We start from the raw sequence: 26,046 nt of genomic DNA, 5'->3' as shown, positions 1-26,046 counted from the left end.
GACAGAAGTGTCTGGAGGCTACCAAGCAAGCGCTTGGTTTGTAAACAGCTGAAATATCTTCTGCCCAAGCGCTTGCTTGGTCGCGGCCCGCGGCTTAAATTGCGCGCAACCCTGCATGTTCAGGGGGCAACAGACTGATCGACTGTAGGAGAGAACGGGTGGACGAGCAAAAAGCCCTGAGGGTCATGCGCGAACTGGTCGACCAAGGCCAACTGACCGATCCTGACAGCGCTCGCGGCAAACTGCTGCAAGTGGCCGCTCACCTGTTCCGCAACAAGGGCTATGAACGCACCACCGTGCGCGATCTGGCCGGGGCGGTGGGGATTCAGTCCGGGAGCATTTTTCATCACTTCAAAAGCAAGGATGAAATTCTCCGTGCGGTGATGGAAGAGACCATTCGTTACAACACTGCGTTGATGCGCGCCGCGCTGGCCGATGCGAGCAGTGTGCGCGAGCGGGTGCTGGCGCTGATCCGCTGCGAGCTGCAGTCGATCATGGGCGGCAGCGGCGAAGCGATGGCGGTGCTGGTCTACGAATGGCGCTCCTTGTCCGAAGAAGGTCAGGCCAAAGTGCTGGCGCTGCGCGATGTCTACGAAGACATCTGGCTGCAGGTACTGGGCGAAGCCAAGGAGGCGGGGTTCATCCGGGGCGATGTATTTGTAACCCGACGTTTTCTCACGGGTGCGCTGTCCTGGACCACCACCTGGTTCCGTGCCGGTGGCAGTCTGAGCCTCGATCAGCTGGCTGATGAAGCGCTGATTCTGGTGCTCGAAGAGCGCTGACCCACTTTCTAACCGGCCGGGAAACTGGCTAACTGGGCGAAACCGCCTAGCTTGAATGCATTGATCGGTATTTTTTCGGGGAGTGGGGTGTTTTGAAGTCTTCGCCAATTCGGACGACCGCGGGGCTTTTGCTCGTAGCGCTGGCGGTATTTTGGGTGTTGCCCGCACAGGCAGCGCAACTGGTTCGGGTGGGTGCGGCGCATTTTCCGCCTTACACCATACGTCCGGAAAGTGGTGCCGACACCGGCCTGCTGCCGCAATTGGTCGAAGCGCTCAATGCATTGCAGACCGACTATCAGTTTGTCCTTGTGCCAACCTCGATTCCCCGGCGCTTCGGTGATTTCAAGCAGGGCCGGATCGACATGGCGATCTTCGAGAATCCCGACTGGGGCTGGAAGGAGATTGCGCACACCGACGTCGACATGGGGCTGGAAGATGCCGAGATTTTCGTCGCGCAGCGTGAAAACGGTCGCCAGCAGAACTATTTCGCCGACCTCAAGGGCAAACGCCTGGCGCTGTACAGCGGTTATCACTACGAATTCGCCAACTTCAATGCCGACCCCAAATACCTCGCCGATACCTTCAACGCCACGCTGACCTATTCCCATGACAGCAACCTGCTGATGGTTCTGCGCGGCCGTGCCGATATCGCTCTGGTCACGCGCTCGTACCTGTTCGATTACCTGCTGCGCAACGAGAAAGTGCGCGACGAATTGCTGGTATCGCAGCGCATCGACCAGATCTACCACCATTACGCCATTCTGCGCCCGACCGCGCCGATCACCGGTGAGGCATTCGGCAAGTTGCTGCAGGGTTTGCGCGACAATGGGCAGATGCTGAAGATCTTCGATCCGTACAAGATTGCCGTGGTGCCGGTGCCGCATCACTGAGCGATTCTCACCCGGGCGGGTAAATTTCCGCTCTCGGCTCACGTCCCATCGTTGAACTGTCGACGATTATCGTGAGCCCGACCCATGTCCAATCTGAATGACCTGACTGCCCTGGCCCTGCCTTCGGGCAGCCAGCTGATAGCCGATGCAACTGAAAGCCGTCTGAGCCTGAGCCTGGACGGACAACCGCTGATTCGCCTGCGTCTGGATCGTGAAGGCAACGGCCCGATCCAGCTCGATGAGCGTTTCGCCCTGCCGCCAGGCCTGGCGCTGTGGGCGGCCTGTTATTGGTTGTTTGCCCGTGAGCCGGTACGCCAGCAATTGATCTGGCAACTGGATCAGCCCCCCACTGAAGCCTTGCTCAGCGGTCTGCTGGTCAGCACCGAGGTCGCCGGCGAGTATCGCTGCGAACGTACGCTGTTCTGGCAACTGCCGCAGCCATGGCTCGGTACATCCCTGAGCGGCAGCTACCCGCAACAGATGGTGATCAGCAATGGCAAACGCCACCCGCTGCGCCCGGTGAAACCGCGCGGTGAGGTCTATCGACGTTTCGATGCGCGTCTTGGCGCGTGGATTTCCCTGCGTACAGTTGAAATCGAGCAGGACCTGGCGCGTTTCAATCGCTGGCAGAACAATCCGCGTGTCGCCAGTTTCTGGCAGGAAGAGGGCACTCTCGAGCAGCATCGCGAATACCTGAGCAAGCTTAATGCTGATCCGCACACCCTGACCCTGATCGGCTGTTTCGACGATCAGCCGTTTGCCTACTTCGAAGCCTACTGGGCCAAGGAAGACCGTATCGCGCCGTTCTACGACGCCGACAATTACGACCGTGGCATTCACATGCTGGTGGGGGAGGAGGATCACCGTGGTCCGCACAAGGTGGCGAGCTGGCTGTCAGCGCTGGTGCACTACCTGTTTCTGGATGATCCGCGCACGCAGCGGGTGGTCGCTGAACCGCGTGCCGACAACGCGAAGATGATCGGCCACATGCACAACCAGTGCTTTCACTGCGAGAAAGAATTCGACTTCCCGCACAAGCGCGCGGCGTTGATGATTCTGGGGCGTGAGCGGTTTTTTGATCGGTGCAAGTTGGCGTAAAAGCAAAAGATCGCAGCCTTCGGCAGCTCCTACAGAAGCAAATATTTCATGTAGGAGTTGCCGAAGGCTGCGATCTTTTTTTGCGATGAACCGGGCTTAACGACGACCCATCGATGCCGCATCCCCACGGCTGCCCGACACCTTGCGGCAGTGCACCAGCGCATCGCGAATCATGAAGTTGACCAGGGTCGGCGAGACGCCCAGCTCCTTGGCGATGTCTTTCTGCGGCACGCCATGCAGGCGGTACATCTCGAAGGCGTAGCGGGTACGGCTCGGCAGTTCGGTCAGCGCGTCGGCGATGTGTTCCAGCGTCGAGAAGTTGATGTGCGAGGTTTCCGGCGAAGCGCCCTGAATGACCACGTTCAACCCTTCCTCCTCGGGGCCCGAGTATTTCTGTTCCAGCGCCTGTTTGCGGTAGTGATCGATGGCGAGGTTGCGCACGATCTGGAACAGGTAACTCAATTGCGCCTTGATCGACGAGGTGATCGGTGGGGCCGACTGCAACCGGAAGAACGCATCCTGCACCACGTCTTCGGCGCGCGAACGGCAGCCGGTAATGCGCGCGGCAATCTTCACCAGAATCAGTCGATTGTCGACGAAGGCCTGAAGTAGCGGTGAATCGCACCTGCTTGTGGATACTTGTTCCGTCATGGAAATCACCTTGCTGCCAATAGGTTAGTGGGACGCCTGGGGGAGGGGTCGTCCTACACATCGAGCGACAAATTATGTTGAATGATAATGATTGTCAATTGAGAAAGAGAAGTAATGCTCCGTAAAGGTGCGAAGCGAGAACTGCGACACACCGCCACACGCCTGCCCCCGTTGGCGATCCAGCCTGCCGACTAATTATTTCCAGACGTCATCCGTTCTCATTGGTGAATGGTTCCGGGTACACAGCCCCGGCCAGACAGCATTCCGAAGCCTCGCGCGGTCGGCACAGACCGCGCCCTGCATGCCCCCTGATGGGCGTGACGCAGCAAACCGATTCCATTAGCAAGCCGAATTCAGGCAGGAAACCTCATGACCGACGCGTTCGAACTCCCCAGCACCCTGGTCCAAGCCCTCCAGCGCCGCGCGGCCCTGACCCCGGATCAACTGGCCTTGCGTTTTCTCGCCGAAAACCCAGAGCAGGCTGTGGTACTGAGCTATCGCGAACTCGATCAGCGCGCCCGCAGCATCGCGGCCGCATTGCAGGCTGAAGCCGAATTCGGCGATCGTGCGGTGTTGCTGTTCCCCAGCGGCCCGGATTACGTCGCGGCGTTCTTCGGTTGTCTGTACGCCGGGGTGATCGCGGTGCCGGCCTATCCGCCGGAGTCCACCCGTCGTCATCATCAGGAACGCCTGCTGTCGATCATTGCCGACGCCGAACCGCGTCTGCTGTTGACCAGCGCCGACCAGCGCGATGCCTTGCAGCAAATCGAGGGGGCGCCGCCGTTGCTGTGCGTCGATACGCTCGACAGCGCACTGGCCGAGAACTGGGTTGAGCCGAACCTGCCGCCAGAGCACATCGCCTTCCTGCAATACACCTCCGGTTCCACGGCGCTGCCCAAAGGCGTGCAGGTCAGCCACGGCAATCTGGTGGCCAACGAGTTGTTGATTCGCCACGGCTTCGGCATCGATGTGAATCCTGACGACGTGATCGTCAGTTGGCTGCCGCTGTACCACGACATGGGCCTGATCGGTGGTCTGTTGCAACCGATCTTCAGCGGCGTGCCGTGCATCCTGATGTCGCCGGCGTACTTCCTCGGTCGCCCGTTGCGCTGGCTCGAAGCGATCAGCCAATACGGCGGCACCATCAGCGGCGGCCCGGATTTCGCCTACCGTCTGTGCAGCGAACGCGTTAGCGATTCGGCGCTGGAGCGTCTCGACCTGAGCCGCTGGCGTGTGGCCTATTCCGGCTCGGAACCGATCCGTCTCGACACCCTTGAGCGCTTCGCCGAAAAATTTACCGCGTGCGGCTTCAGTGAAGACAGCTTCATGGCGTCCTATGGTCTGGCCGAAGCGACGCTGTTCGTTGCCGGCACACCGCGTGGCACCGGCATTCCAGCGCTGCGCGTGGACGATCAGGCGCTGGCGCAAAACCGCGCCGAGCCGGGCGACGGCAGCCCGATCATGAGTTGCGGCATCAGCCAGCCGGAGCACGCGGTACTGATCGCCGATCCGGTCACGCTCAAAGAGCTGGCTGACAACCTCGTCGGCGAAGTCTGGGCCGCCGGGCCGAGCATCGCCCACGGCTACTGGCGCAATCCTGAAGCCAGCGCCAGGACCTTCGTCCAACACGCCGGCCAGACCTGGCTGCGCACGGGCGATCTGGGGTTCATCCGCGACGGCGAACTGTTCATCACCGGGCGCTTGAAAGACATGCTCATCGTGCGCGGCCACAACCTGTATCCGCAGGACATCGAGCAAACCGTCGAGCGCGAAGTGGAAGTGGTGCGCAAGGGCCGGGTCGCGGCATTCGCGGTCTCTCAGGACGGCGAAGAAGGCATTGGCATTGCGGCGGAAATCAGCCGCAGCGTACAGAAAATCCTACCGCCCGAAGCGCTGATCAAAGCCATTCGCCAGGCGGTGGCCGAGGCGTATCAAGAGGCGCCGAGCGTGGTGGTGCTGCTCAATCCGGGGGCCTTGCCGAAGACCTCCAGCGGCAAGCTGCAACGTTCCGCCTGCCGCAATCGTCTGGCCGATGGCAGCCTCGACAGCTACGCGGTGTTCCCGTCCGCCAGCGCAGCCACTGAAAACACGGGCGCCTCGGCGTCTGAACTGGAAGCGCTGATCGGCACGATCTGGGCCGAGCAACTCAACGTCAAGCACGTCAACGCTGACGACCACTTCTTCCTGCTCGGCGGCAACTCGATTGCCGCCACGCAAGTGATTGCCCGGGTGCGTGAAGCGCTGGCACTGGAGCTGAACCTGCGTCTGTTGTTCGAGGCTCCGACCCTGGCTGCGTTCGCCGCTGCCGTTGCGCAACAGCAGCAGGACGGTGGTAGCGCCCAAGGCGAAATCAGCGTGTTGTCGCGCACCGAAGCGCTGCCGCAATCGCTGGCGCAAAACCGTCTGTGGATCACCTGGCAACTCGACCCGCAAAGCAGCGCCTACAACATTCCCGGCGCCCTGCGTCTGCGTGGCGAGCTGGACGAAGATGCGCTGCGCGCCAGCTTCCAGCAACTGATCGAGCGCCACGAATCGCTGCGTACGCGCTTCTTCGAACGCGACGGCGTGGCGCTGCAACACGTCGATACGGCGACTGAATTCAATCTGCAACTGATCGACATCAGCGACCTGCCAGCGTACGAGCGTGAAACCCGCGCGCAACAGATCCGCGAAGACCAAGCGCGCAGCCAGTTCGATCTGCAGAACGGCCCGCTGCTGTGGGTGACGCTGGTGCGTCTCGACGACGAAGATCACCAGTTGCTGGTAACGCTGCACCACATCATCGCCGACGGCTGGTCGCTGAACGTACTGATCGACGAGTTCTCGCGCCTGTACGCCGCTGCATCCCAGGGCCAGCGCGCCGACCTTGCGTCGCTGCCGACCCAATACGCCGACTACGGCAGCTGGCAACGCCAATGGCTGGCGCAAGGCGAGGGCGAGCGGCAACTGGCGTACTGGAAAGCGCAGTTGGGCGACGAACATCCGGTGCTGGAACTGGCCACCGACCACCCGCGCTCGACCAGACAAGTGCACAGCGCCGCCCGCCACAGCGTGCGCCTCGGTGTCAGCCTCAGCGATGCGATCAAGCAGACCGCCCAGGCTCATCAATCGACGCCGTTCATGTTGTTACTCTCGGCCTTCCAGAGCCTGCTGCATCGCTACAGCGGTCAGCGCGACATTCGCATCGGCGTGCCCAATGCCAACCGTCCGCGCCTGGAAACCCAGGGTCTGATCGGCTTCTTCATCAACACCCAGGTGCTGCGTGCCGAGGTCGATTCGCGGCTGTCGTTTGTCGAGCTGCTGGCGCAGACCCGCGAGGCCACGCTCGGCGCTCAAGCCCATCAGGATCTGCCTTTCGAACAACTGCTCGAAGCCTTCCCGCAGGCCCGCGAGCAGGGGCTGTTCCAGGTCATGTTCAACCACCAGCAACGCGACTTGAGTGCGCTCAAGCGCCTGCCCGGGTTGCTCGCCGAAGAACTGCCGTGGCACAGCCGCGAGGCCAAGTTCGACCTGCAACTGCACAGCGAAGAAGATCGCAATGGGCGCCTGACCCTGTCCTTCGACTACGCCGATGAATTGTTCGAAGCGGCAACTATCGAGCGACTGGCCGAACACTTCAGCAACCTGCTGCGCGCCGTCTGCGAACAACCGCAACAGGCGATCGGCGACCTGCCATTGCTGACCCCGTGCGAGCACGAGCAGCACCAGGCATGGAGCGTCGCGCCGTGCACGCCAGTGCAGCAATGGCTGCCGGAACTGCTCAACGAACAGGCGCGCCAGACTCCTGAACGCACCGCGCTGGTGTGGGACGGCGGCAGCCTCGACTTCGCCGAACTGCACGCCCAGGCCAACCGCCTCGCGCACTACCTGCGCGACAAGGGCGTCGGCCCGGATGTGTGTGTGGCGATCGCTGCCGAGCGTTCGCCGCAACTGCTGATCGGCCTGCTGGCGATCATCAAGGCCGGCGGTGCCTATGTGCCGCTGGACCCGGATTATCCGGCCGACCGTCTGGCCTATATGCTCAGCGACAGCGGTGTCGAACTGCTGCTGACCCAGACCGCATTGCTTGATCGACTGCCGGCCAGCGACGGCGTCAGTGTGATTGCCATGGGCGCGCTGCACCTGGAGAACTGGCCGAGCCAGGCGCCCGGCCTGCACCTGCATGGCGACAACCTCGCCTACGTTATTTACACCTCGGGTTCCACCGGCCAGCCGAAAGGCGTCGGCAACACCCATGCGGCGCTGGCCGAACGGCTGCAGTGGATGCAGAACACCTACGGCCTCGATGAAACCGACGTGCTGATGCAAAAGGCGCCGATCAGTTTCGACGTGTCGGTGTGGGAATGCTTCTGGCCGTTGATCACGGGTGCACGCCTGCTGATTGCCGCGCCGGGCGAGCACCGCGATCCGCATCGCATCGCCCAGTTGGTGCAGGCATACGGGGTGACCACGCTGCATTTTGTGCCACCGCTGCTTTCGCTGTTTATCGACGAACCGCTGAGCGCCGAATGCACCAGCCTGCGTCGGCTGTTCTCCGGTGGCGAAGCGCTGCCGGCGGAGCTGCGCAACCGCGTGCTGGCGCAACTGCCGGCGGTGCAGCTGCACAACCGTTATGGCCCGACCGAAACCGCGATCAACGTCACCCACTGGCACTGCACCAGCGCCGACGGCGAACGTTCGCCGATTGGCCGGCCGCTGGGCAACGTGATCTGCCGCGTCCTCGACGCCGATCTCAATCCCGTGCCGGCCGGTGTGCCGGGTGAATTGTGCATCAGCGGCCTCGGCCTCGCTCGCGGCTACCTTGGCCGTCCGGCGTTGACCGCCGAGCGTTTCGTGGTCGATCCACTGGGCGAGCAGGGCGCACGGTTGTACCGCACCGGTGACCGCGCGCGTTGGACCTCGGACGGCGTGATCGAATACCTCGGGCGTCTGGATCAGCAGGTCAAGCTGCGTGGCTTTCGCGTTGAACCGGAAGAAATCGAAGCGCGTCTGCTGGCCCAGGAAAGCGTCACCCAAGCCGTGGTGCTGGTGCGTGAAACCGCGGCCGGTGCGCAGTTGATCGGTTACTTCACCGCGTTGGATGCCAGCGAAGATCAGGACGCGCAAATCGCCCGACTGAAAATCGCACTGGCCGCCGCGCTGCCGGAATACATGGTCCCGGCGCAATTGATGCGTCTGGAACAAATGCCCCTGAGCCCGAGCGGCAAACTTGATCGCCGTGCGTTGCCTGAACCACAGTGGCAAGTACGCAAACACGTCGAGCCGGTCACCGAACTGGAACAACAGATCGCCGCGATCTGGTGTGAAGTGCTGGGCCTGGCGCAGGTCGGTCTGCGCGACGATTTCTTCGCCCTCGGCGGGCACTCGCTGCTGGCCACGCAAATCATCTCGCGCAGCCGTCAGGCCTGCGACGTCGAGCTGCCGCTGCGCGCCTTGTTCGAACACAGCGAACTGGGTGATTTCGCCGAGCAGATCCGGCTGATCCAGGCCAGCGGCAAGACCAACCAGCAGCCGCCGATTGCAAAAGTCGACCGCAGCCAACCCGTGCCGCTGTCCTATTCGCAGCAACGCATGTGGTTCCTCTGGCAGATGGAACCGGACAGCCCGGCGTACAACGTCGGCGGCATGGCGCGCCTGCGTGGCGTGTTGCATGTCGAGCGTTTCGAGGCGGCCTTGCAGGCGCTGATCCTGCGCCACGAAACCCTGCGCACCACCTTCCCGAGCATCGACGGCGTGGCCCGGCAGCAGGTGCATGCCGAGACGGGGGTGCGCATGGACTGGAAGGATTTCTCGACATTCGCTGCGGATATACGCGAGCAAAAGGTTCAGCAACTGGCCGACGCCGAAGCGCACCTGCCGTTCGATCTGGAAACCGGGCCGTTGCTGCGCGCCTGTCTGGTGAAGACTGCCGAGGACGAACATTACTTTGTCCTGACCCTGCACCACATCGTCACCGAAGGCTGGGCGATGGACATCTTCGCTCGCGAACTCAGCGCGCTGTACGAAGCGTTCGTCGATGACCGCGACTCACCGCTGGAGCCGCTGCCGGTGCAGTACCTCGACTACAGCGTCTGGCAGCGCAACTGGCTGGAATCCGGTGAACGTCAGCGCCAACTCGACTACTGGACCGCGCAACTCGGTCGCGAACATCCGTTGCTGGAACTGCCCGGTGACCGGCCGCGTCCGCCGGTGCAAAGCCACCAGGGCGAACTGTTTCGTTTCGATCTCAGTGATGACCTCGCTGCCCGCGTCCGTGCGTTCAACGCGCAAAACGGTCTGACCCTGTTCATGACCATGACGGCCGCACTCGCCACCTTGCTCTACCGCTACAGCGGCCAGACCGACCTGCGCATCGGCGCACCGGTGGCCAACCGTATCCGTCCGGAAAGCGAAGGGCTGATCGGCGCCTTCCTCAACACCCAGGTGCTGCGTTGCCAGCTCGACGGTCAGATGTCGGTCGGTGAGTTGTTCGAGCAGGTGCGCCACACCGTGATCGAAGGCCAGTCGCACCAGGACCTGCCGTTCGATCATCTGGTCGAAGCCCTGCAGCCACCGCGCAGTGCCGCTTACAACCCGCTGTTCCAGGTGATGTGCAACGTGCAGCGCTGGGAGTTCCAGCAGAGCCGCACCCTCGCCGGCATGACCGTCGAGTACTTGGCCAACGATGCGCGGGCGACCAAGTTCGACCTCAATCTGGAAGTCACCGACCTCGACCATCGCCTCGGCTGCTGCCTGACGTACAGCACCGACCTGTTCGACGAGCCGACCATCGCGCGCATGGCCCAGCATTGGCGCAACCTGCTGGAAGCGTTGATCGCCGATCCGCAGCAGCGTCTGAGCCAACTGCCGCTGCTCGCTGCGCCGGAGCAACAGCAACTGCTCGACAGCCTTGGTGTCGAGCCGGGCGAGCATCGTCTCGACCAGTGCATCCATCACTTGTTCGCCGAGCAGGCGCTGGTCCGCAAAGATGCACCGGCCCTGACGTTCGCCGGGCAGACCCTGAGCTACGCCGAACTCGACACCCGCGCCAATCGCCTGGCCTGGGCTCTGCGCGAGCGTGGCGTCGGCCCGCAAGTGCGGGTCGGTCTGGCGCTGGAGCGCTCGCTGGAAATGGTCATCGGCCTGCTGGCGATTCTCAAGGCCGGCGGCGCCTATGTGCCGCTGGACCCGGAATACCCGCTCGACCGTTTGCACTACATGATCGAAGACAGCCGCATCGGCCTGCTGCTCAGCGATCGGTCGATGTTCAAGGCCCTTGGCGATCTGCCGCCGAGCGTAGCGCGCTGGTGCCTGGAAGAAGACAGCGCGGCGCTGGTCGATTACCCGGCCAGCGAGTTGCCGTTCATCAGCCTGCCGCAGCATCAGGCTTACCTGATTTACACCTCGGGCTCCACCGGTAAGCCGAAAGGCGTGGTGGTGTCCCACGGTGAAATCGCCATGCATTGCCAGGCGGTGATCGCGCGGTTCGGCATGCGAGCCGACGACTGCGAACTGCACTTCTATTCGATCAACTTCGACGCCGCCACCGAGCGGCTGCTGGTGCCGCTGCTCAGTGGCGCGCAGGTGGTGCTGCGTGCGCAAGGGCAGTGGGACGCGGAAGAAATCTGCGGTTTGATCCGCACCCACCGGATCAACGTGCTCGGTTTCACCCCGAGCTACGGCAGCCAGTTGGCGCAGTTCCTCGCCACGCAAAACGAGATGCTGCCGGTGCGGATGATCATCACCGGCGGCGAAGCGCTGACCGGCGAACACCTGCAGCGGATTCGCGCCGCGTTCCAGCCGAGCCTGTTTTTCAACGCCTACGGCCCGACCGAAACCGTGGTCATGCCACTCGCCAGTCTGGCCCCGCAAGTGCTGGAAGAGGGCGTCGGCAGCGTGCCGATCGGCAGTGTGATCGGTGATCGCGTGGCCTACATTCTCGACGCCGATCTGGCGCTGGTGCCACAAGGTGCGACCGGGGAATTGTTCGTCGGCGGCGCGGGTCTGGCGCAGGGATACCACGACCGTCCGGGCATCAGCGCCGAGCGTTTTGTGGCTGACCCGTTTGCCGCCGATGGCGCACGCATGTACCGCACCGGCGACCTGGTGCGCCAGCGTGCCGATGGTTTGGTGGAATACCTTGGGCGGATCGACCATCAGGTGAAGATTCGCGGTTTCCGTATCGAGTTGGGCGAGATCGAAAGCCGTCTGCTCGATCACGCTTCGATTCGTGAAGCGGTGGTGCTGGCGCTGGATGCGCCGAGCGGCAAGCAACTGGTTGGCTATCTGGTCACTGAAGTCGCCGAGCAAAGCGAAGCCAAACAGGCTGAACTGCGCGAAGCGCTGAAGTCGCACCTCAAGGCACAACTGCCGGACTACATGGTGCCGACGCACCTGATCCTGCTGGCGAGCATGCCGCTGACCGCCAACGGCAAACTCGACCGCCGCGCCTTGCCGGCGCCGGACCCTGAGCTCAATCGTCAGGACTACGTCGCCCCGAGCAATGAGCTGGAGCAGACCCTGGCGCAGATCTGGTGCGAAGTGCTCAACGTCAAGCAGGTCGGCCTCAATGACAACTTCTTCGAGCTCGGTGGCGACTCGATTCTGTCGATTCAGGTGGTCAGCCGGGCGCGGCAGCAGGGCATCCATTTCAGCCCGCGGGACCTGTTCCAGCATCAGACCGTGCAGACCCTCGCCGGGGTCGCCAGCCGCAGCGAGCAAGTGACTGCCGAACAAGGTCTGCTCAGCGGTGAGTCGGCGCTTACGCCGATCCAGCACTGGTTCTTCCACACTGAAATCCCGGAGCGTCAGCACTGGAACCAGGCCCTGCTGCTGGAGCCGAGCGTGGCGCTGGAACCCCATCGTCTGGAGCAGGCGCTGCTGGCGGTGATCGAGCAGCACGACGCACTGCGTTTGCGCTTCATGCAGATCAATGATCAGTGGCAGGCAACGCATCAACCGGTGTTCGATGCCGAGGTACTGTGGCAAGTACGGGTGGCGGCGATGGACAAGTGCCAAGCGCTGTTCGCCGATGCCCAGCGCAGCCTCGATCTGCAAAACGGCCCGCTGTTGCGCGCGTTGCTGGTGGATGGGCCGCAAGGGCAGCAACGGCTGTTCATCGCGATCCATCACTTGGTGGTCGATGGTGTGTCGTGGCGCGTGCTGCTCGACGATCTGCAAACCGTGTATCGCCAACTCGACGCCGAACAGGCGGTGAAGCTACCGGCGAAAACCAGTGCCTTCAAGGACTGGGCAGCACGCTTGCAGGCCTACGCCGGCAGCGAGTCCCTACGTGAAGAACTGAACTGGTGGCAGACGCAACTGGCCGGGCCGAACGCCGAGTTGCCGTGCGAAAACCCGCAAGGCGGACGGCAGAACCGGCACGCGCAAACCGTCAGCGTGCGCCTTGATGCCGAGCGCACTCAACAACTGTTGCAACAGGCACCGCGCGCCTATCGCACGCAGGTCAACGACCTGTTGCTGACCGCACTGGCCCGCGTCTTGTGCCGCTGGAGCGGGCAGCCGTCGGCGCTGATTCAACTGGAAGGCCACGGCCGCGAAACCCTGTTCGACGAGATCGACCTGACCCGCACCGTCGGCTGGTTCACCAGCGCTTATCCGTTACGCCTGACCCCGCACAACATCGAAGAGGCGGCCGGGCAGGGCGCTTCGATCAAGGCGATCAAGGAGCAACTGCGCGGCGTGCCGCACAAAGGTCTGGGCTATGGCGTGCTGCGTTATCTGGCCGACGACCTCAGCCAGCGCAGCATGGCGGCGTTGCCGGATGCACCGGTGACCTTCAACTACCTCGGCCAGTTCGACCAGAGTTTCGGCAGCGATGCGCTGTTCCGTCCGCTGGACGAAGCGGTCGGTGCTGCCCACGATCCGCACGCACCGCTGCCCAACGAGTTGAGCATCGACAGTCAGGTGTATGGCGGTGAACTGCTGTTGCGCTGGACCTTCAGCGCCGAGCGTTATGACGCGCAAACCATCAATGATCTGGCCGACGCCTACCTCGGCGAACTGCAAAGCCTGATCGCCCATTGCCTGCAAGACACAGCCGGCGGCCTGACGCCGTCGGACTTCCCGCTGGCGAAACTGACCCAGGCGCAACTCGACGCGTTGCCGGTGCCGGCGGCGCACATCGAAGACGTCTATCCGCTGACGCCGATGCAGGAAGGCATGTTGCTGCACACCTTGCTCGAACCGGGCACTGGCCTGTACTACATGCAGGATCGCTACCGCATCAACAGCGAACTCGACCCCGAGCGTTTTGCCCAGGCCTGGCAAGCGGTGATCGCCCGTCATGAAGCGTTGCGCGCATCGTTCTGCTGGAACGTCGGCGAAGACATGCTGCAAGTGATCCACACCCCGGGGCGCACGCCGATCGAGTACCTGGACTGGAGCGCCGTTGCCGAAACCGAGCAAGAACCGAAGCTGCAAGCGCTGCTCAAAAGCGAGCGTGAGGCCGGCTTCGATCTGCTCAATCGGGCACCGTTCCACCTGCGTCTGATCAAGGTCGGCGCGGCGCGCTACTGGTTCATGATGAGCAACCATCACATCCTCATTGATGCCTGGTGCCGCTCGTTGCTGATGAACGATTTCTTCGAGATCTACACCGCCCTTGGTGAAGGCCGCGAAGCGCAGTTGAGCGTGCCGCCGCGTTACCGCGATTACATCGGCTGGCTGCAACGCCAGAGTCTGGCTGAGGCGCGTCAGTGGTGGCAGCAGAACCTGCGCGGGTTCGAACGCACCACGCCGATCCCGAGCGACCGGCCGTTCCTGCGTGAACATGCCGGCGAAAGCGGCGGCATGATCGTTGGCGACCGCTACACCCGCCTCAATGTCGAGGAGGGTGCGCGTCTGCGTGAACTGGCCCAGGCCCATCAATTGACGGTGAACACCTTCGCTCAAGCGGCGTGGGCGCTGGTGCTGCGACGCTTGAGCGGTGATCGTGACGTGCTGTTCGGCGTCACCGTGGCCGGGCGTCCGGTGGAGATGCCGGAGATGCAGCGCACGGTCGGCCTGTTCATCAACAGCATTGCGCTGCGGGTGCAGATCCCGGCGGACGATCAGCGCGCCAGTGTGCGCCAGTGGCTGAGCGCTCTGCTCGACAGCAACATGCAACTGCGCGAGTACGAATACCTGCCACTGGTGAACATCCAGGAACAGAGCGAACTGCCGAAAGGCCAGCCGCTGTTCGACAGCCTGTTCGTGTTTGAAAATGCGCCGGTGGAAGTCTCGGTGCTGGACCGTGCGCAGAGCCTTAACGCGACTTCGGACTCCGGCCGTACCCACACCAACTTCCCACTGACGGCGGTGTGCTACCCGGGCGATGACCTTGGCCTGCATCTGTCGTATGACCAGCGCTACTTCGACGAATCGACCATCGAACGCATGCTCGGCGAGTTCAAACGGCTGTTGCTGGCGCTGGTCGATGGCTTCCATGGCGACATGGCCGAGCTGCCGCTGCTGGGCGCCGAGGAGCAGGACTTCCTGCTGCACGGTTGCAACCAGAGTGCGCACGATTATCCACTGGAGCAGAGCTACGTGGCGCTGTTCGAAGCGCAGGTTGCAGCGCATCCGCAACGCATCGCGGCCACTTGCCTCGATCAGCAACTGAGCTATGCCGAGCTGAACCACAACGCCAACCGCCTCGCTCATGCGCTGGTTGCAGCCGGGGTGCGGATGGATCAACCGGTGGCGTTGCTGGCGGAACGTAATCTCGATCTGCTGGGCATGATCATCGGCAGTTTCAAGGCCGGTGCCGGTTACCTGCCGCTGGATCCGGGCCTGCCGAGCCAGCGTCTGCAACGCATCATCGAACTGAGCCGCACGCCGCTGCTGGTGTGCACTCAAGCCTGTCGCGAACAGGCGCAGACCTTGCTCGATGAATTCAGCTGCGCCAACCGCCCACGGCTGTTGGTCTGGGAAGAGGTGCAGGCGCTGGCGAGGTCGTTGCAAAACCCGGGCATTTACAGTGGCCCGGACAACCTGGCGTATGTGATCTACACCTCGGGCTCCACCGGCCTGCCGAAAGGCGTGATGGTCGAGCAGCGCGGCATGCTCAACAACCAGTTGAGCAAGCGTCCGTACCTCGATCTGAGCGACGCCGATGTGATCGCACAGACCGCTTCGCAAAGCTTCGACATTTCGGTCTGGCAGTTCCTCGCCGCGCCGTTGTTTGGCGCACGGGTGGACATTGTGCCGAACACCATCGCCCACGATCCGCAGGGTTTGCTGGTGCACGTGCAGGCCCAGGGCATTACCGTGCTGGAGAGCGTGCCGTCGCTGATTCAGGGCATGCTCGCCGCCGAGCGCCTGAGCCTCGACGGCTTGCGCTGGATGCTGCCGACCGGTGAAGCGATGCCGCCGGAACTGGCGCACCAATGGCTACAGCGTTATCCGCAGATCGGTCTGGTCAACGCCTATGGTCCGGCGGAGTGTTCCGATGACGTGGCGTTCTTCCGCGTCGATCTGGCCTCGACTCGTGGCAGCTACTTGCCGATCGGTACGCCGACCGACAACAACTTGCTCTATCTGGTGGATGGCGCGCTGGAGCTGGTGCCGTTGGGTGCGGTGGGTGAGTTGTGCGTGGCCGGCACTGGCGTCGGTCGCGGTTATGTCAGTGATCCGTTGCGCACCGCGCCGGTGTTCGTGCCGAATCCGTTCGGCGCACCGGGCGAGCGTCTGTATCGCACCGGTGACCTGGCGCGGCGTCGCAGTGATGGTGTGCTGGAATACGTCGGCCGGGTCGATCATCAAGTGAAGATTCGCGGTTACCGCATCGAACTGGGCGAAATCGAAGCGCGTCTGCACGAACAACCGGAAGTCCGCGATGCGGCGGTGGGTGTGCAGGAGGGCGTCAATGGCAAGCATCTGGTCGGGTATCTCGTAGCGGCAGATCTGGCCCTGAATCCGAACGAACGACTGGAGCGTATCAAACAACGCCTGCGCGCCGAACTGCCGGAGTACATGGTGCCGCTGCACTGGTTGTGGCTGGATCAGTTGCCGCATAACGCCAACGGCAAACTCGACCGCAACGCCCTGCCAGCGCTGGAGATCGGCCAGTTGCAGAGCCAGGATTACCTGGCCCCGCGCAACGAACTGGAACAGACCCTGGCCGATATCTGGGCCGAGGTGCTCAAGGTCGACAAGGTCGGTGTGCGCGACAACTTCTTCGAGCTGGGCGGTCACTCGCTGCTGGCCACGCAGATCGCCTCGCGGGTGCAGAAAACCCTGCAACGCGACGTGCCACTGCGGGCGATGTTCGAGTGCAGCACAGTGCAGGAACTGGCTGAGTACATTGAGGGCCTGGCGGCCAGTGACATGACCGAGGACAAGGTGGATCGATTGAATGATCTGATGGCGGAGCTGGAGGGACTTTGATTCTCTGGTGCCTGCACTGGCCCTTTCGCGAGCAAGCTCGCTCCCACACTTAGCACTGTGTAAGCAGAACCAATGTGGGAGCGAGTTTGCTCGCGATTGGGGGGCGGCATATTTTCAGACATTTCCAGGGTTGACGAGCCAGAACCGGCAGCCCAGTCTGCCGGTTCTCTTTTTCATCGCGGGAGTGGTCGATGCCTTTCTTCACGGTTGACGGACAAGCGCTGCACTACATTGATCAAGGTACCGGCCCGGCCGTGTTACTGGCCGGCAGTTATCTGTGGGACACCGCCATGTGGGCGCCGCAGATCGCTGCGCTGGCGCCGCACTATCGGGTGATTGCGCTGGACCTGTGGGGCCATGGCGAATCCGGGCGCTTGCCGCCAGGCACCACGTCGCTGGATGACATCGCGCGACAGGCCGAGGCGTTGCTCGATCATCTGGGGATCGATCAGGTCACTTTGGTCGGACTGTCGGTCGGCGGCATGTGGGGCGTGCGCCTGGCGCTGTCGGCACCGCAGCGGCTCAACGGGCTGGTGCTGATGGACACTTACGTCGGCGTGGAGCCTGAGCCGACTCGTCAGTACTACTTCTCGCTGTTCAAACAGATTGAAGAAAGCGGCGAAATTTCCGAGCAACTGCTGGACATCGTAGTACCGATTTTCTTCCGCCCGGGCATCGATCCTCAATCGGCGCTGTATCAGGACTTCCGCGCCAAACTGGCGGCGTACAGCACTGATCGCCTGCGCGACAGCATCGTGCCGATGGGGCGTATTACCTTCAGTCGTGATGATCGGTTGCCGCGTCTGGGCGAGTTGAATGCCGCGACCACGCTGGTGCTGTGCGGCGATCAGGACAAACCGCGCCCGCCGTCGGAGGCAAAGGAGATGGCGGAGTTGATCGCTTGCCCGTGGGTGCTGGTGCCGGAAGCGGGGCATATCTCCAGTCTGGAGAATCCGCAGTTTGTGAACGAGGTGTTGTTGGCCTTTTTGGCTGAGCGAAACCATTCTATCGACTGAATCACCCTTTTGCGTCCCGCGCTACTGTCAACTCTGACAGTAGCGCGCTCCTCTTGAACAGGCATCAAATGGTTTCGCCCGGTGTGGGCTGAATCGAGTGATCCTCGACGGGAGAATCGTCATGTCCAATCAAGCAGCAAACGATCCTGAACTTCCGGTTCCAGTGGTAGTAGATGCATCGTACAACTCGACATTGCCACCTTGTAAGGCTCTGGACGGTACAACCGTACGCATCGATTTCCCGGGACTGAAACCCGAACATCGTCTCCGGCTCTTCTTGGTTGGACCCGGACATACTGAGGAGTTTACCACTCAGTCAAAAAGGGCTTCAGAGCCTGCTGAAGTTTTCATTCCTGCGTGGCTCGTTGGTCTATGTGTCGGCAAAACCATACAGCTCTGGTACGAGGCAAGTTTGGGGGAGGACGTGATGTTTTCCCATAAACTTGATCTGAAGGTAGAGCACATTCCTCCCGCCGATTTGCCAGTGCCGCGTTTACCTGAAGTCGTCAAAATCGAAGGTACTGTATTCCTGGATATGCGCAGGTTCTCAGGCAACCCTCGGGTTCAGCTTGCACCCTGGAAGTTCATCGATCTGAGGCAGCGAATCTGGATCAACGTTGTCGGGCAGCGCAATTATCCCAACCATGAAACGCTTCATTTGGTCACGGCACTGGAAGTGACATCAGAGCAGGTCAGCAACGGACTGGAGTTGACTATTGATCGAAGCTGGTTAAGTAGGCTCGACCATAGATCGGCTTTGACGTTGGAGACGTTTGTCACGTTCGACAAAAGTCCGAATATCGACAGTGCGCATGAATTGCCGCGCTGGACCAATCTATTGCTGAAATCCGATACCGATTTACCGGCACCCACCGTCACGCAGACGCTGAACGGTGTGCTGGATCCAGAGCTGGTCTCGGAAAATGCGATGATCGTCATCACGTACGACGGCATGCTACCCACCGACAGGGTCAAGCCGTGGTGGCGTGGCACTCCGGGGGAGGGGTCGCCTGAGCTGGAAACGGTTAATGGTAATTCAGCAGGAAGTATTGAGGTTGCCGTTAGTGTATCTGCAGTAGCCGCCAATGAAGGTGAAACGGTCGATGTGAGCTACACGGTTGAGCGGGATGGCATCGAGCGGCCTTCACCCATCACTCGAGTAACGGTGCAGAAACGACGCTATGTTGATGTAGAAAATTTTGATGAACAGGACGTAAAGCGGGTCAACGCAGCTGATAATTACACCTTCACCTTACCCACCATGTCGATCAGGTTGCTTGAGGGAGCAGGGACGGCAGGCATCATGCGCTTCGGCTCCACCACGGTCGGATTCGTTGAAGCGCTCTCTTTTGGTATGTGTATCAACTCTGGCATGACAACTCCGCCCCAGCGCTTCCAGTTTGATTTTCGGGTGGATTACGCTCGAATTTCGTTCACGTGGGCCCACCTTCACCATAAAGGTGTCGTCACGTATTTCGATATCAATGGTGAGGTCTTGGGCACGAATGAGTATCACGGCATAAGCGAAGGAGGCCAACTCCATCAATTGATCGAGTTCGTCGCCCCTGGCCAGTCTCGAATCAAGAGTATGCGAGTTGAAGCCGAGGACTACAGCTTCCTCGACTTCTTCACAATGTGTGGTTGATCGTTCCGGCAACAATCGAAGCCCGTTCTTCAGAGCGGGCTTTTCTCTTTACTTAGGCCCGAGAATCTTAGCCAGTTTGTCCGGCGAAGGCGCCCCTTGCTGCTGTTGCAGTTCACCCTTGTCGTCCATGTAGAAGATTGCCGGTGTCGCCTGCAACTCCAGGTCTTCCATCAACTGCATGTTGGCGGCCAGTTTGGTCTGCACCGCCGCCGGAATGTCTTTCAATGGCTTGAGTGTGCTGGCCTTGCCGGCTTTCTCGTGGTCTTCCAGGGCCTTGGCCGGATCTTTCGCCGCCAGCAGCGCGGCGGATTTCGCCGGGCTGTCCTCGCGGATGATTCCGACCATGATGTGCCGCAATTGCACCTTGCCGGCCTTGACCCATGGTCGCGCCTGCTCCCAGAACATGTTGCAGTATGGGCAGTTCGGATCGCTGAACAGGTACACGGTGCGCGGTGCGTCCTTGCTGCCGTCCTGAATCCAGTTGCTGGCTTCGAACTTGCCCCAGATTTCCTTGGCCATCGGCGCGTAGACCAGTTTCTGCAGCGGTTCGCTGCTCAGGTCCTTGCCGTCGGCGTCGTACAGATTGCCCAGCAGCACGTGTTGACCATCCGGCGTCAGGTACAGGGCCATGCCGCGGTTCTGGTACTGCGCCGCATAACCGCGCAAGCCGTCCGGGGCGTCGAACTGGCCGACGATTTTCGCGCCCTTGGCTTCGATCTGTTTGATCGCGGCGGGCAATTCTTCGGCGGCCTGTACCGACGGCAGGTGCAGCAGGGCGGTGCCCAGAGTCAGCGTCAGCAGGTGGCGGAGGCGGGGCATGGCAGTTTCCTTGCAGAGGTGGCCGGTGCGGCGGTTGGGTTCGGACTGTCGAAGTTTTCCAGGGCGCGGGCCAGGCTGGCGTTCGACAGCTCGCCCAGATGGCTGCTCAGCAGACGTCCATCAGGGCTATAGAACAGCGTAGTCGGCAGCGCCATGGAACCCACGGCCTGACCGAGTCGGCCGCTGCGGTCGAACAGCACGTTGTTCAGGCTCAGGCCCTGGGTTTCGAGAAAGGTTGCAACGCTTTGCATGCTTTCGGCTTGATTGACGAACAAAAAGGTCAGGTCCGGGCGTTGTTGTTGAGCGCTCTCCAGCACCGGCATCTCGCGCCGGCAGGGTGGACACCAGGTCGCCCACAGGTTGATTACCAGCGGGCCGCCCTGATAATCGCTGAGCTCAATGGTCTCCCCGGCGGCGTTGCGCAGGGTGATCTCCGGCAGGCGCGTGCCTTGTTCGTAGATGTTCAACGACAGGGTCGCCAGCAGCCAGAACACGACACCGCTGGCCACGCCAAAACCCAGTGGCCGACGCAGGCCCGGTCGGCGCCAGCCGCGATACAACGCCGCCAGCAACAGCACGATCACCCCCGGCCAGGCGAGGAACCCGCCATCGCGCAGGTCGATGATCTGCCACGGATCGTTGCGATAGTGGCCCCAATACAGGGCGACAAACGCCACGCGTGCCGCGAGCAGACCAATCAGAAACAGGCTGAACAGCGCCGACTCGGGGTTATCGCCGCCACGTTTGGCCACCCGCCAGCCGACAAGGGTCGCCAGCGCCAGGGCACTGATCAGCAGCAGGTGGTTAAGCGCGATGGCAAAGGTGCCGAGGGTGAACGTCAGCATCAGTTGGCGTCTCGGGTGGTGGTCCAGCGTTGCAGGAATGTATCGGCATCCACCTCACCGGTGATGCGCTGGCTACGTCGTTCTTCGCCGTCGGCGCCGATCCAGACAAAACTCGGTGGCCCCGGGACTTTGTAACGGCCGAGCAGCTCGCGGCTGGCGGCATTGTCGGCGGTGACATCCAGGCGCAGCAGACGCACATCGCTGAGTGCCTGCATGACCTTGTCTTTGCCGAACACTTGTTTCTCCATGACTTTGCACGACACGCACCAGTCGGCGTAGTAATCGAGCAACACCCACTGCCCCTGAGCCTTGGCGGTATCCAGTTCACGCTGCAGCGCTGCCGGGTCCTTGATGGTGGTGAAAGCGTCATGGCCGCTCGGCGTTGCGCTGGCGACACGACCCGCGCTGTACACCTGCAGCGGCTGATACGGGTCATCACCGCCACCGGCGGCACCGATCATCAACAGGCTGCCCCACAGACCGAGCAACAGCGAGCTGGCGCCGAACATCTGGGCGACACGCCCGAAGCCTTCCGATTGCTTCCAGGCACAGAACGCAGCGATCAGCAGCAGCGCGCCGCACAGGCCCAGCCACAACGAGGAGTCCAGCACCGGGCGCAACATCAACAGCGCAGTCGCCAGGAACAGGAAACCGAAGATGCCCTTGAGCAGGTTCATCCATGCCCCGGGTTTTGGCAGGAAGCGGTTGCCGACGGTCACCAGCAGCAACAGCGGCACACCAATGCCGATGCCCAGCGCGAACAGAATCAGGCCACCGTGCAGCGCATTGCCGCTCTGGGCGATGTACAGCAAGGCGCCGGCCAGCGGCGCGGTCATGCACGGGCCGACCAGCAGACCGGACAAGGCCCCGAGCACCCCGGCACCGATCAGGCTGCCGCCGTTGCGGCTGCGCGAGGCGTGTTCGAGGCGATCACGCAAGGCCACCGGCAATTGCAATTCGAAGAAGCCGAACATCGGCAACGCCAGCACCACGAACACCGCCGCAAACGCACCGAGCAGCCAGGGATTCTGCAGCCATGCCTGCAGGTTGGCGCCGAGCAGAGAAGCGATCACGCCCATCGCGGCATACACCAGTGCCATGCAGATCACATAGCTGCTGGCCAGGGCGAAACCACGCCGTGGCGTGGCACCACTGCCGACGACCATTCCCGCCAGAATCGGCAGCATTGGCAGGGAACACGGGGTAAATGCCAGCAGCAGGCCAAGGCCGAAGAACACCAGCAGGCTCCAGCCCAGCGCTCGCTGTTGCAGGCCGCTGGCCAAGGCTTGATCCGGCGCTTGCGCGCTGGTCGTCGGCGTGGCTTTGCCACCCAGATCGATGACCCGGGTTTGCGGTGGATAACACAGGCCGGCATCGGCGCAGCCCTGATAACTGACCTTGATCTGACCGCTGGCCGAGGCCGGGACTTTTACCTCCAGCCCCTGGCGATACACCGGTTGTTCGCCGAAAAATTCGTCGCTGTGGGATTCACCCTCGGGCAGAACCGGCTGTTGTTCGGCCTTCAGACCGTCGAGTTTCAGGCGCTTCTGATACAGGTAGTAGCCGTCGCTGATCTGCCAGAACAGTTGGGTTTCCCCGGACTCCAGGCGTTCGGAGGTAAGCACGAACGCTTGGTCGACCGGCAGAAATTCCGGTTTGGTCTCGAATGGATTATTTCCCGCCTGAGCCAGGCCGGAGATCAGCAGTGCAAACAAAAGAAAAAAATGACGCATGGAGGAGCCTTGTCCCTGTGCAAGTGGAATGCACAGTGGCGGGTAGCGATTAACCGATGATTAACCGCCCCGCACGATGCCGGATGGAACCCCGACGTCGATGCACTGGTGCCTGCAAATGGCCTCAGTCCGTCAGCAGACCGGGCCAGGTTGATTCGGAGATTGTATACGGGCCGAATAGTTTTTTCGCGCCCTGTTCATATCGCAGATACTGGTTGTCATTCAGGAAGATATAAAAATATGTGTCGAAAGTCGGGTAGTCATTCAGGGCGGCAGTCATCATGCGTCCTTGATATTGTGTCAGCTCATCCCATGGAGAGTTTTTGAGGGGCAGTACTTGCAGGTTTGTCGAGTAAATCTCGTAAGTCAGATAGTTACCGTCGTTCAGTAATATCCAGTAGGTGTATCCTTTCGAGTTGTTTTCGTTGCACATTGCACCGACTATTTTATAGTAATAAGGCAGTAACTTTGCCCATTTGGATTGCGCGACGGGGGTGTTCGATACGGCCTTGTCATATCGCTGGTTGAATTCACAGACTGATGGAGTATCGCCATCGTCGTAGAACAGCCAGAGGGTGTCGATACCGCCGTCCCAGCTGGGGCTGGTAGTGGTAAAGCCAAAGCGCAAGTCTGCGGCAGTCTTGTCGAAGCCTTCCCAGTGTTCGTCAACCGATTTGGGGTAACCGGAGAGAACTTTGTTATCTCCGATGTCGAAACGGGCGTAAGTGTTCTTTTCTCGGAAAAAGAAATAAAGACGGTCAGGGCCGGTGCACCAGTCAACGGCAGCGAAGTTTTTGCTAGTGGTCATTTTTACGGTTTCTCAAGTAATTTGTGATTGGTCTTTCTGGTTGGGTGTTTAGTTGTTGTAAAGTTGCTGGGCGAGATTAGTTTTCGCTGCTTTGTTTGTATAGTTCGAGGGTGTTGTATTTTATTTCGGTTAGTTTGACTTGTATTTGCCGGATGGTATTTTGTACGTGCCCCCGATGGGGTATTACCGGTCAACGCAGGCGAGCTATGAAGCCTCTGTCTGGTCGGTTGTGGCCCGGCCATAATTGCGGCTTAATCCTGTTCTGTTCGACTTGCCTTTTTCTCAGGGAACCACCATGCACGTACTGGTTTGCGAAGACGATGAACTGATCGCCAGCGGTATCGTTGCCGGTCTCACTGCCCAGGGCTTGACGGTCGAGCACGTCAACACCGCGTCGAAGGCGCGGGCGATGCTCAAGGTTGCCGAATTCGACGTGATGGTGCTCGATCTCGGCCTGCCCGATGAAGATGGCCTCAAGTTGCTGCAACAGTTGCGGCAACAGGGCCTGGAAATTCCGGTGCTGATTCTGACCGCGCGCGATTCGGTCACCGATCGGGTCGATGGTCTACAGGCGGGGGCTGACGATTACCTGCTCAAACCGTTCGATCTGCGTGAACTGTTCGCCCGCCTGCAAACCTTGTTGCGCCGGGTCGCCGGACGCAGCGTCAACCTGATTGAACACGGCGCACTCACCTACGACCCGAGCAGCCGTGAAACCACTCTGGCCGGGCAATCGGTGGACTTGTCGCGGCGCGAGCAATCGCTGTTGCAGGCGCTGCTGCACAACCGTGGCCGGGTGCTGTCCACCGAGCAATTGAAGGACAGCGTCTACGGCTTCAATGATGAGCTGGAGAGCAACGCCCTCAACGTGCATATCCATCACCTGCGCAGCAAGCTCGGCAAGGGCATCGTCGAAACCGTGCGCGGTCTGGGCTATCGCCTCGGGCCGGCCGATGGTGGAGAGCAGCAGAAGTGATGAGTCTGCGTCTGCGCCTGAGTCTGACCCTCGGCGCCGCGTTCGCCCTGATCTGGGCCCTGGCCGCGGCCTGGATGCTCAGCGACCTGCGCAATCAGATGATGTTTTCCCTCGACCAGCGGCTGGTGGCTTCGGCGCGCATGGTCGCCGGGCTGCTGGAGCAATTGCCGGCGTTGCCGAGCAAGGGCGAGGGCACCCATTTCAGTGCTGAACAGTTGAACATTCCCGGCGGCATGGCCTGCCAGGTCAGTTCCTTGCGTGGGGAGATTCTGGCCCGCAGCCACAGCAGCCCCGAGCAAACCCTGGAAGCTGCGAAAATGGGCTTCCATGACCAGATGATCGACGGCGCGCCGTGGCGCAGTTTCACCCTCGCACGAGGTGACGTGCGGATCACCACCGCCGATCGGCAGATCGAGCGCGAAGCGCTGAACATGTCGATCCTGCTGGCGGCCTCGGTGCCGGTCGGCGTGGCATTGCTCGGTTGTCTGTGCCTGTTGTGGCTGGGCATCGGTCAGGGCCTGGCGCCGCTCAATCGCCTGCGCGAAGCCTTGATGCGGCGCAATGCCGACTCGCTGGAACCCTTGCAGCTGCAGTCGTTTCCCAGCGAACTGAAACCATTGCTCGACACCCAGAATCAGCTGTTCCAGCGCATTGGCAAGACCATCGAGCGTGAGCGGCGGCTGACCGGTGACGCCGCCCATGAACTGCGCAGCCCGCTGACGGCGATCAAGACTCACCTGCAAGTGGCGCGCATGACCGAGGGCAGTGCCCGCGATCAGTCGCTGGCGCGGGCCGAAGAAGGCGCCGACCGGATGCACCGCACGCTGGAGCAACTGTTGTTGCTGGCACGGGTCGAGGGCAGCCTGTCATTTGACGACGGTGTGCAGTGCAGCGCCGAGCAGGTGGCGAAACTGGCGATGCAGGATGCGGCTGGCGGCGAGCGCCAGCGCATCAAACTGCAATTGCCGACGTCGCTGTCCAGCGCCCCGGTGCAAATGCCGGCGGTGCTGTCGATTGCTGCACTGCGCAATCTGCTCGACAACGCCCTGCGTCATACCCCGGCGGACGCTAACGTGGAATTGAGCCTGGAAACCGTCGGTCAGCGCGCACGCTTTGTGGTGCGCGACCACGGCCCGGGAATTGCCGCAGAAGATCTGCAGCATCTGACCCAGCGCTTCTGGCGCAACGGCCAGAGCACCGGCTGCGGCCTCGGCCTGGCGATCGTGCAAGCCATCGTCCAGCGCTGTGCCTGCACCCTGCATTTCGACAGCCGCCCGGATGGCTTGCGGGTGGAACTGACGATGCCGCTGCAATCCATCTGACACCACCGCAGATCTCCCGTGGGAGCGATGTTCGGGCACATCAAATGTAACGTCTGCGCATTGGTGATTCGTCCGTCCCGGCGGTATGGTCGG

General features: G+C 61.6%; 13 protein-coding genes. 8 read left to right on the top strand and 5 right to left on the bottom strand.

All coding sequences use genetic code 11. The features are described 5' to 3' along the window. Window positions 1-158 precede the first annotated feature (158 nt). The 3 genes from KKQ10_RS18795 (at window position 159) to KKQ10_RS18785 (ending at window position 2,770) form a co-directional block, all read left to right on the top strand. Entirely contained in the window at window positions 159-782 is a 624-nt protein-coding gene (locus KKQ10_RS18795; protein WP_127648731.1) for a TetR/AcrR family transcriptional regulator, read from the top strand. Between the two features lie 92 nt (window positions 783-874). Further along, window positions 875-1,672, top strand: coding sequence for a substrate-binding periplasmic protein (locus KKQ10_RS18790; protein ID WP_127648730.1), 798 nt, complete (start codon window positions 875-877; stop codon window positions 1,670-1,672). An 84-nt stretch (window positions 1,673-1,756) separates the two neighbouring features. Next, on the top strand, window positions 1,757-2,770 hold the full coding sequence (locus tag KKQ10_RS18785; protein ID WP_215501957.1) for a GNAT family N-acetyltransferase: 1,014 nt from the start codon (window positions 1,757-1,759) through the stop codon (window positions 2,768-2,770). Between the two features lie 96 nt (window positions 2,771-2,866). On the opposite strand, the gene KKQ10_RS18780 is transcribed toward KKQ10_RS18785, so the two are convergent. Beyond that, a complete protein-coding gene (locus KKQ10_RS18780) occupies window positions 2,867-3,421 on the bottom strand; it encodes an RNA polymerase factor sigma-70 (protein ID WP_027613402.1) in 555 nt (184 codons plus the stop codon). A 369-nt stretch (window positions 3,422-3,790) separates the two neighbouring features. On the opposite strand from KKQ10_RS18780, the gene KKQ10_RS18775 reads away from it, so the two are divergent. The 3 genes from KKQ10_RS18775 to KKQ10_RS18765 all read left to right on the top strand — a co-directional run bounded on the left by KKQ10_RS18775 (window position 3,791) and on the right by KKQ10_RS18765 (window position 19,450). After that, the gene (locus KKQ10_RS18775; protein WP_215501956.1) at window positions 3,791-16,789 is read left to right on the top strand and encodes a non-ribosomal peptide synthetase; all 12,999 of its coding nucleotides are present in this window, start codon (window positions 3,791-3,793) and stop codon (window positions 16,787-16,789) included. 191 nt (window positions 16,790-16,980) lie between these two features. Further along, on the top strand, window positions 16,981-17,805 hold the full coding sequence (locus KKQ10_RS18770) for an alpha/beta fold hydrolase (protein ID WP_215501955.1): 825 nt from the start codon (window positions 16,981-16,983) through the stop codon (window positions 17,803-17,805). Between the two features lie 121 nt (window positions 17,806-17,926). Beyond that, window positions 17,927-19,450 (top strand): hypothetical protein, encoded by a 1,524-nt coding sequence (locus KKQ10_RS18765; protein ID WP_215501954.1) that lies wholly within the window; start codon window positions 17,927-17,929, stop codon window positions 19,448-19,450. Between the two features lie 48 nt (window positions 19,451-19,498). Here the strand turns inward: KKQ10_RS18765 and dsbG are convergent, their stop codons facing one another. From dsbG to KKQ10_RS18745, 4 genes are all read right to left on the bottom strand, one after another. After that, a complete protein-coding gene (gene dsbG / locus KKQ10_RS18760; protein ID WP_215501953.1) occupies window positions 19,499-20,269 on the bottom strand; it encodes a thiol:disulfide interchange protein DsbG in 771 nt (256 codons plus the stop codon). Next, complete coding sequence (locus KKQ10_RS18755) at window positions 20,245-21,114, bottom strand: TlpA disulfide reductase family protein (protein ID WP_215501952.1); 870 nt, start codon at window positions 21,112-21,114, stop codon at window positions 20,245-20,247. The genes dsbG and KKQ10_RS18755 overlap by 25 nt, the downstream gene beginning before the upstream one ends. Continuing rightward, window positions 21,114-22,847 (bottom strand): protein-disulfide reductase DsbD, encoded by a 1,734-nt coding sequence (gene dsbD / locus KKQ10_RS18750; RefSeq protein WP_215501951.1) that lies wholly within the window; start codon window positions 22,845-22,847, stop codon window positions 21,114-21,116. Before dsbD ends, KKQ10_RS18755 begins: the two co-directional genes overlap by 1 nt. A 124-nt stretch (window positions 22,848-22,971) precedes the next feature. Further along, complete coding sequence (locus KKQ10_RS18745) at window positions 22,972-23,655, bottom strand: hypothetical protein (RefSeq protein WP_215501950.1); 684 nt, start codon at window positions 23,653-23,655, stop codon at window positions 22,972-22,974. A 295-nt stretch (window positions 23,656-23,950) separates the two neighbouring features. On the opposite strand from KKQ10_RS18745, the gene KKQ10_RS18740 reads away from it, so the two are divergent. Next, the gene (locus KKQ10_RS18740; RefSeq protein ID WP_127648722.1) at window positions 23,951-24,631 is read left to right on the top strand and encodes a response regulator; all 681 of its coding nucleotides are present in this window, start codon (window positions 23,951-23,953) and stop codon (window positions 24,629-24,631) included. After that, window positions 24,631-25,953, top strand: a complete 1,323-nt coding sequence (locus tag KKQ10_RS18735; RefSeq protein ID WP_215501949.1) for an ATP-binding protein — start codon at window positions 24,631-24,633, stop codon at window positions 25,951-25,953. Before KKQ10_RS18740 ends, KKQ10_RS18735 begins: the two co-directional genes overlap by 1 nt. Window positions 25,954-26,046 lie beyond the last annotated feature (93 nt).

The sequence above is a fragment of the Pseudomonas sp. MG-9 genome, from assembly GCF_018729515.1.
In the GTDB taxonomy this organism is placed as follows: Bacteria; Pseudomonadota; Gammaproteobacteria; order Pseudomonadales; family Pseudomonadaceae; genus Aquipseudomonas; species Aquipseudomonas serboccidentalis.
Note: the sequence above shows the minus strand (reverse complement) of the source record. Positions and strands in the feature narration are given on the sequence as shown.

Bases quoted from the DNA above. Each gene is read 5' to 3' on its own strand.
- KKQ10_RS18785 (WP_215501957.1), top strand. From the start codon at position 1,757: ATGTCCAATCTGAATGACCTGACTGCCCTGGCCCTGCCTTCGGGCAGC.
- KKQ10_RS18780 (WP_027613402.1), bottom strand. From the start codon at position 3,421: ATGACGGAACAAGTATCCACAAGCAGGTGCGATTCACCGCTACTTCAG.
- KKQ10_RS18775 (WP_215501956.1), top strand. From the start codon at position 3,791: ATGACCGACGCGTTCGAACTCCCCAGCACCCTGGTCCAAGCCCTCCAG.
- KKQ10_RS18770 (WP_215501955.1), top strand. From the start codon at position 16,981: ATGCCTTTCTTCACGGTTGACGGACAAGCGCTGCACTACATTGATCAA.
- KKQ10_RS18765 (WP_215501954.1), top strand. From the start codon at position 17,927: ATGTCCAATCAAGCAGCAAACGATCCTGAACTTCCGGTTCCAGTGGTA.
- dsbG (WP_215501953.1), bottom strand. From the start codon at position 20,269: ATGCCCCGCCTCCGCCACCTGCTGACGCTGACTCTGGGCACCGCCCTG.
- KKQ10_RS18755 (WP_215501952.1), bottom strand. From the start codon at position 21,114: ATGCTGACGTTCACCCTCGGCACCTTTGCCATCGCGCTTAACCACCTG.
- dsbD (WP_215501951.1), bottom strand. From the start codon at position 22,847: ATGCGTCATTTTTTTCTTTTGTTTGCACTGCTGATCTCCGGCCTGGCT.
- KKQ10_RS18745 (WP_215501950.1), bottom strand. From the start codon at position 23,655: ATGACCACTAGCAAAAACTTCGCTGCCGTTGACTGGTGCACCGGCCCT.
- KKQ10_RS18740 (WP_127648722.1), top strand. From the start codon at position 23,951: ATGCACGTACTGGTTTGCGAAGACGATGAACTGATCGCCAGCGGTATC.
- KKQ10_RS18735 (WP_215501949.1), top strand. From the start codon at position 24,631: ATGAGTCTGCGTCTGCGCCTGAGTCTGACCCTCGGCGCCGCGTTCGCC.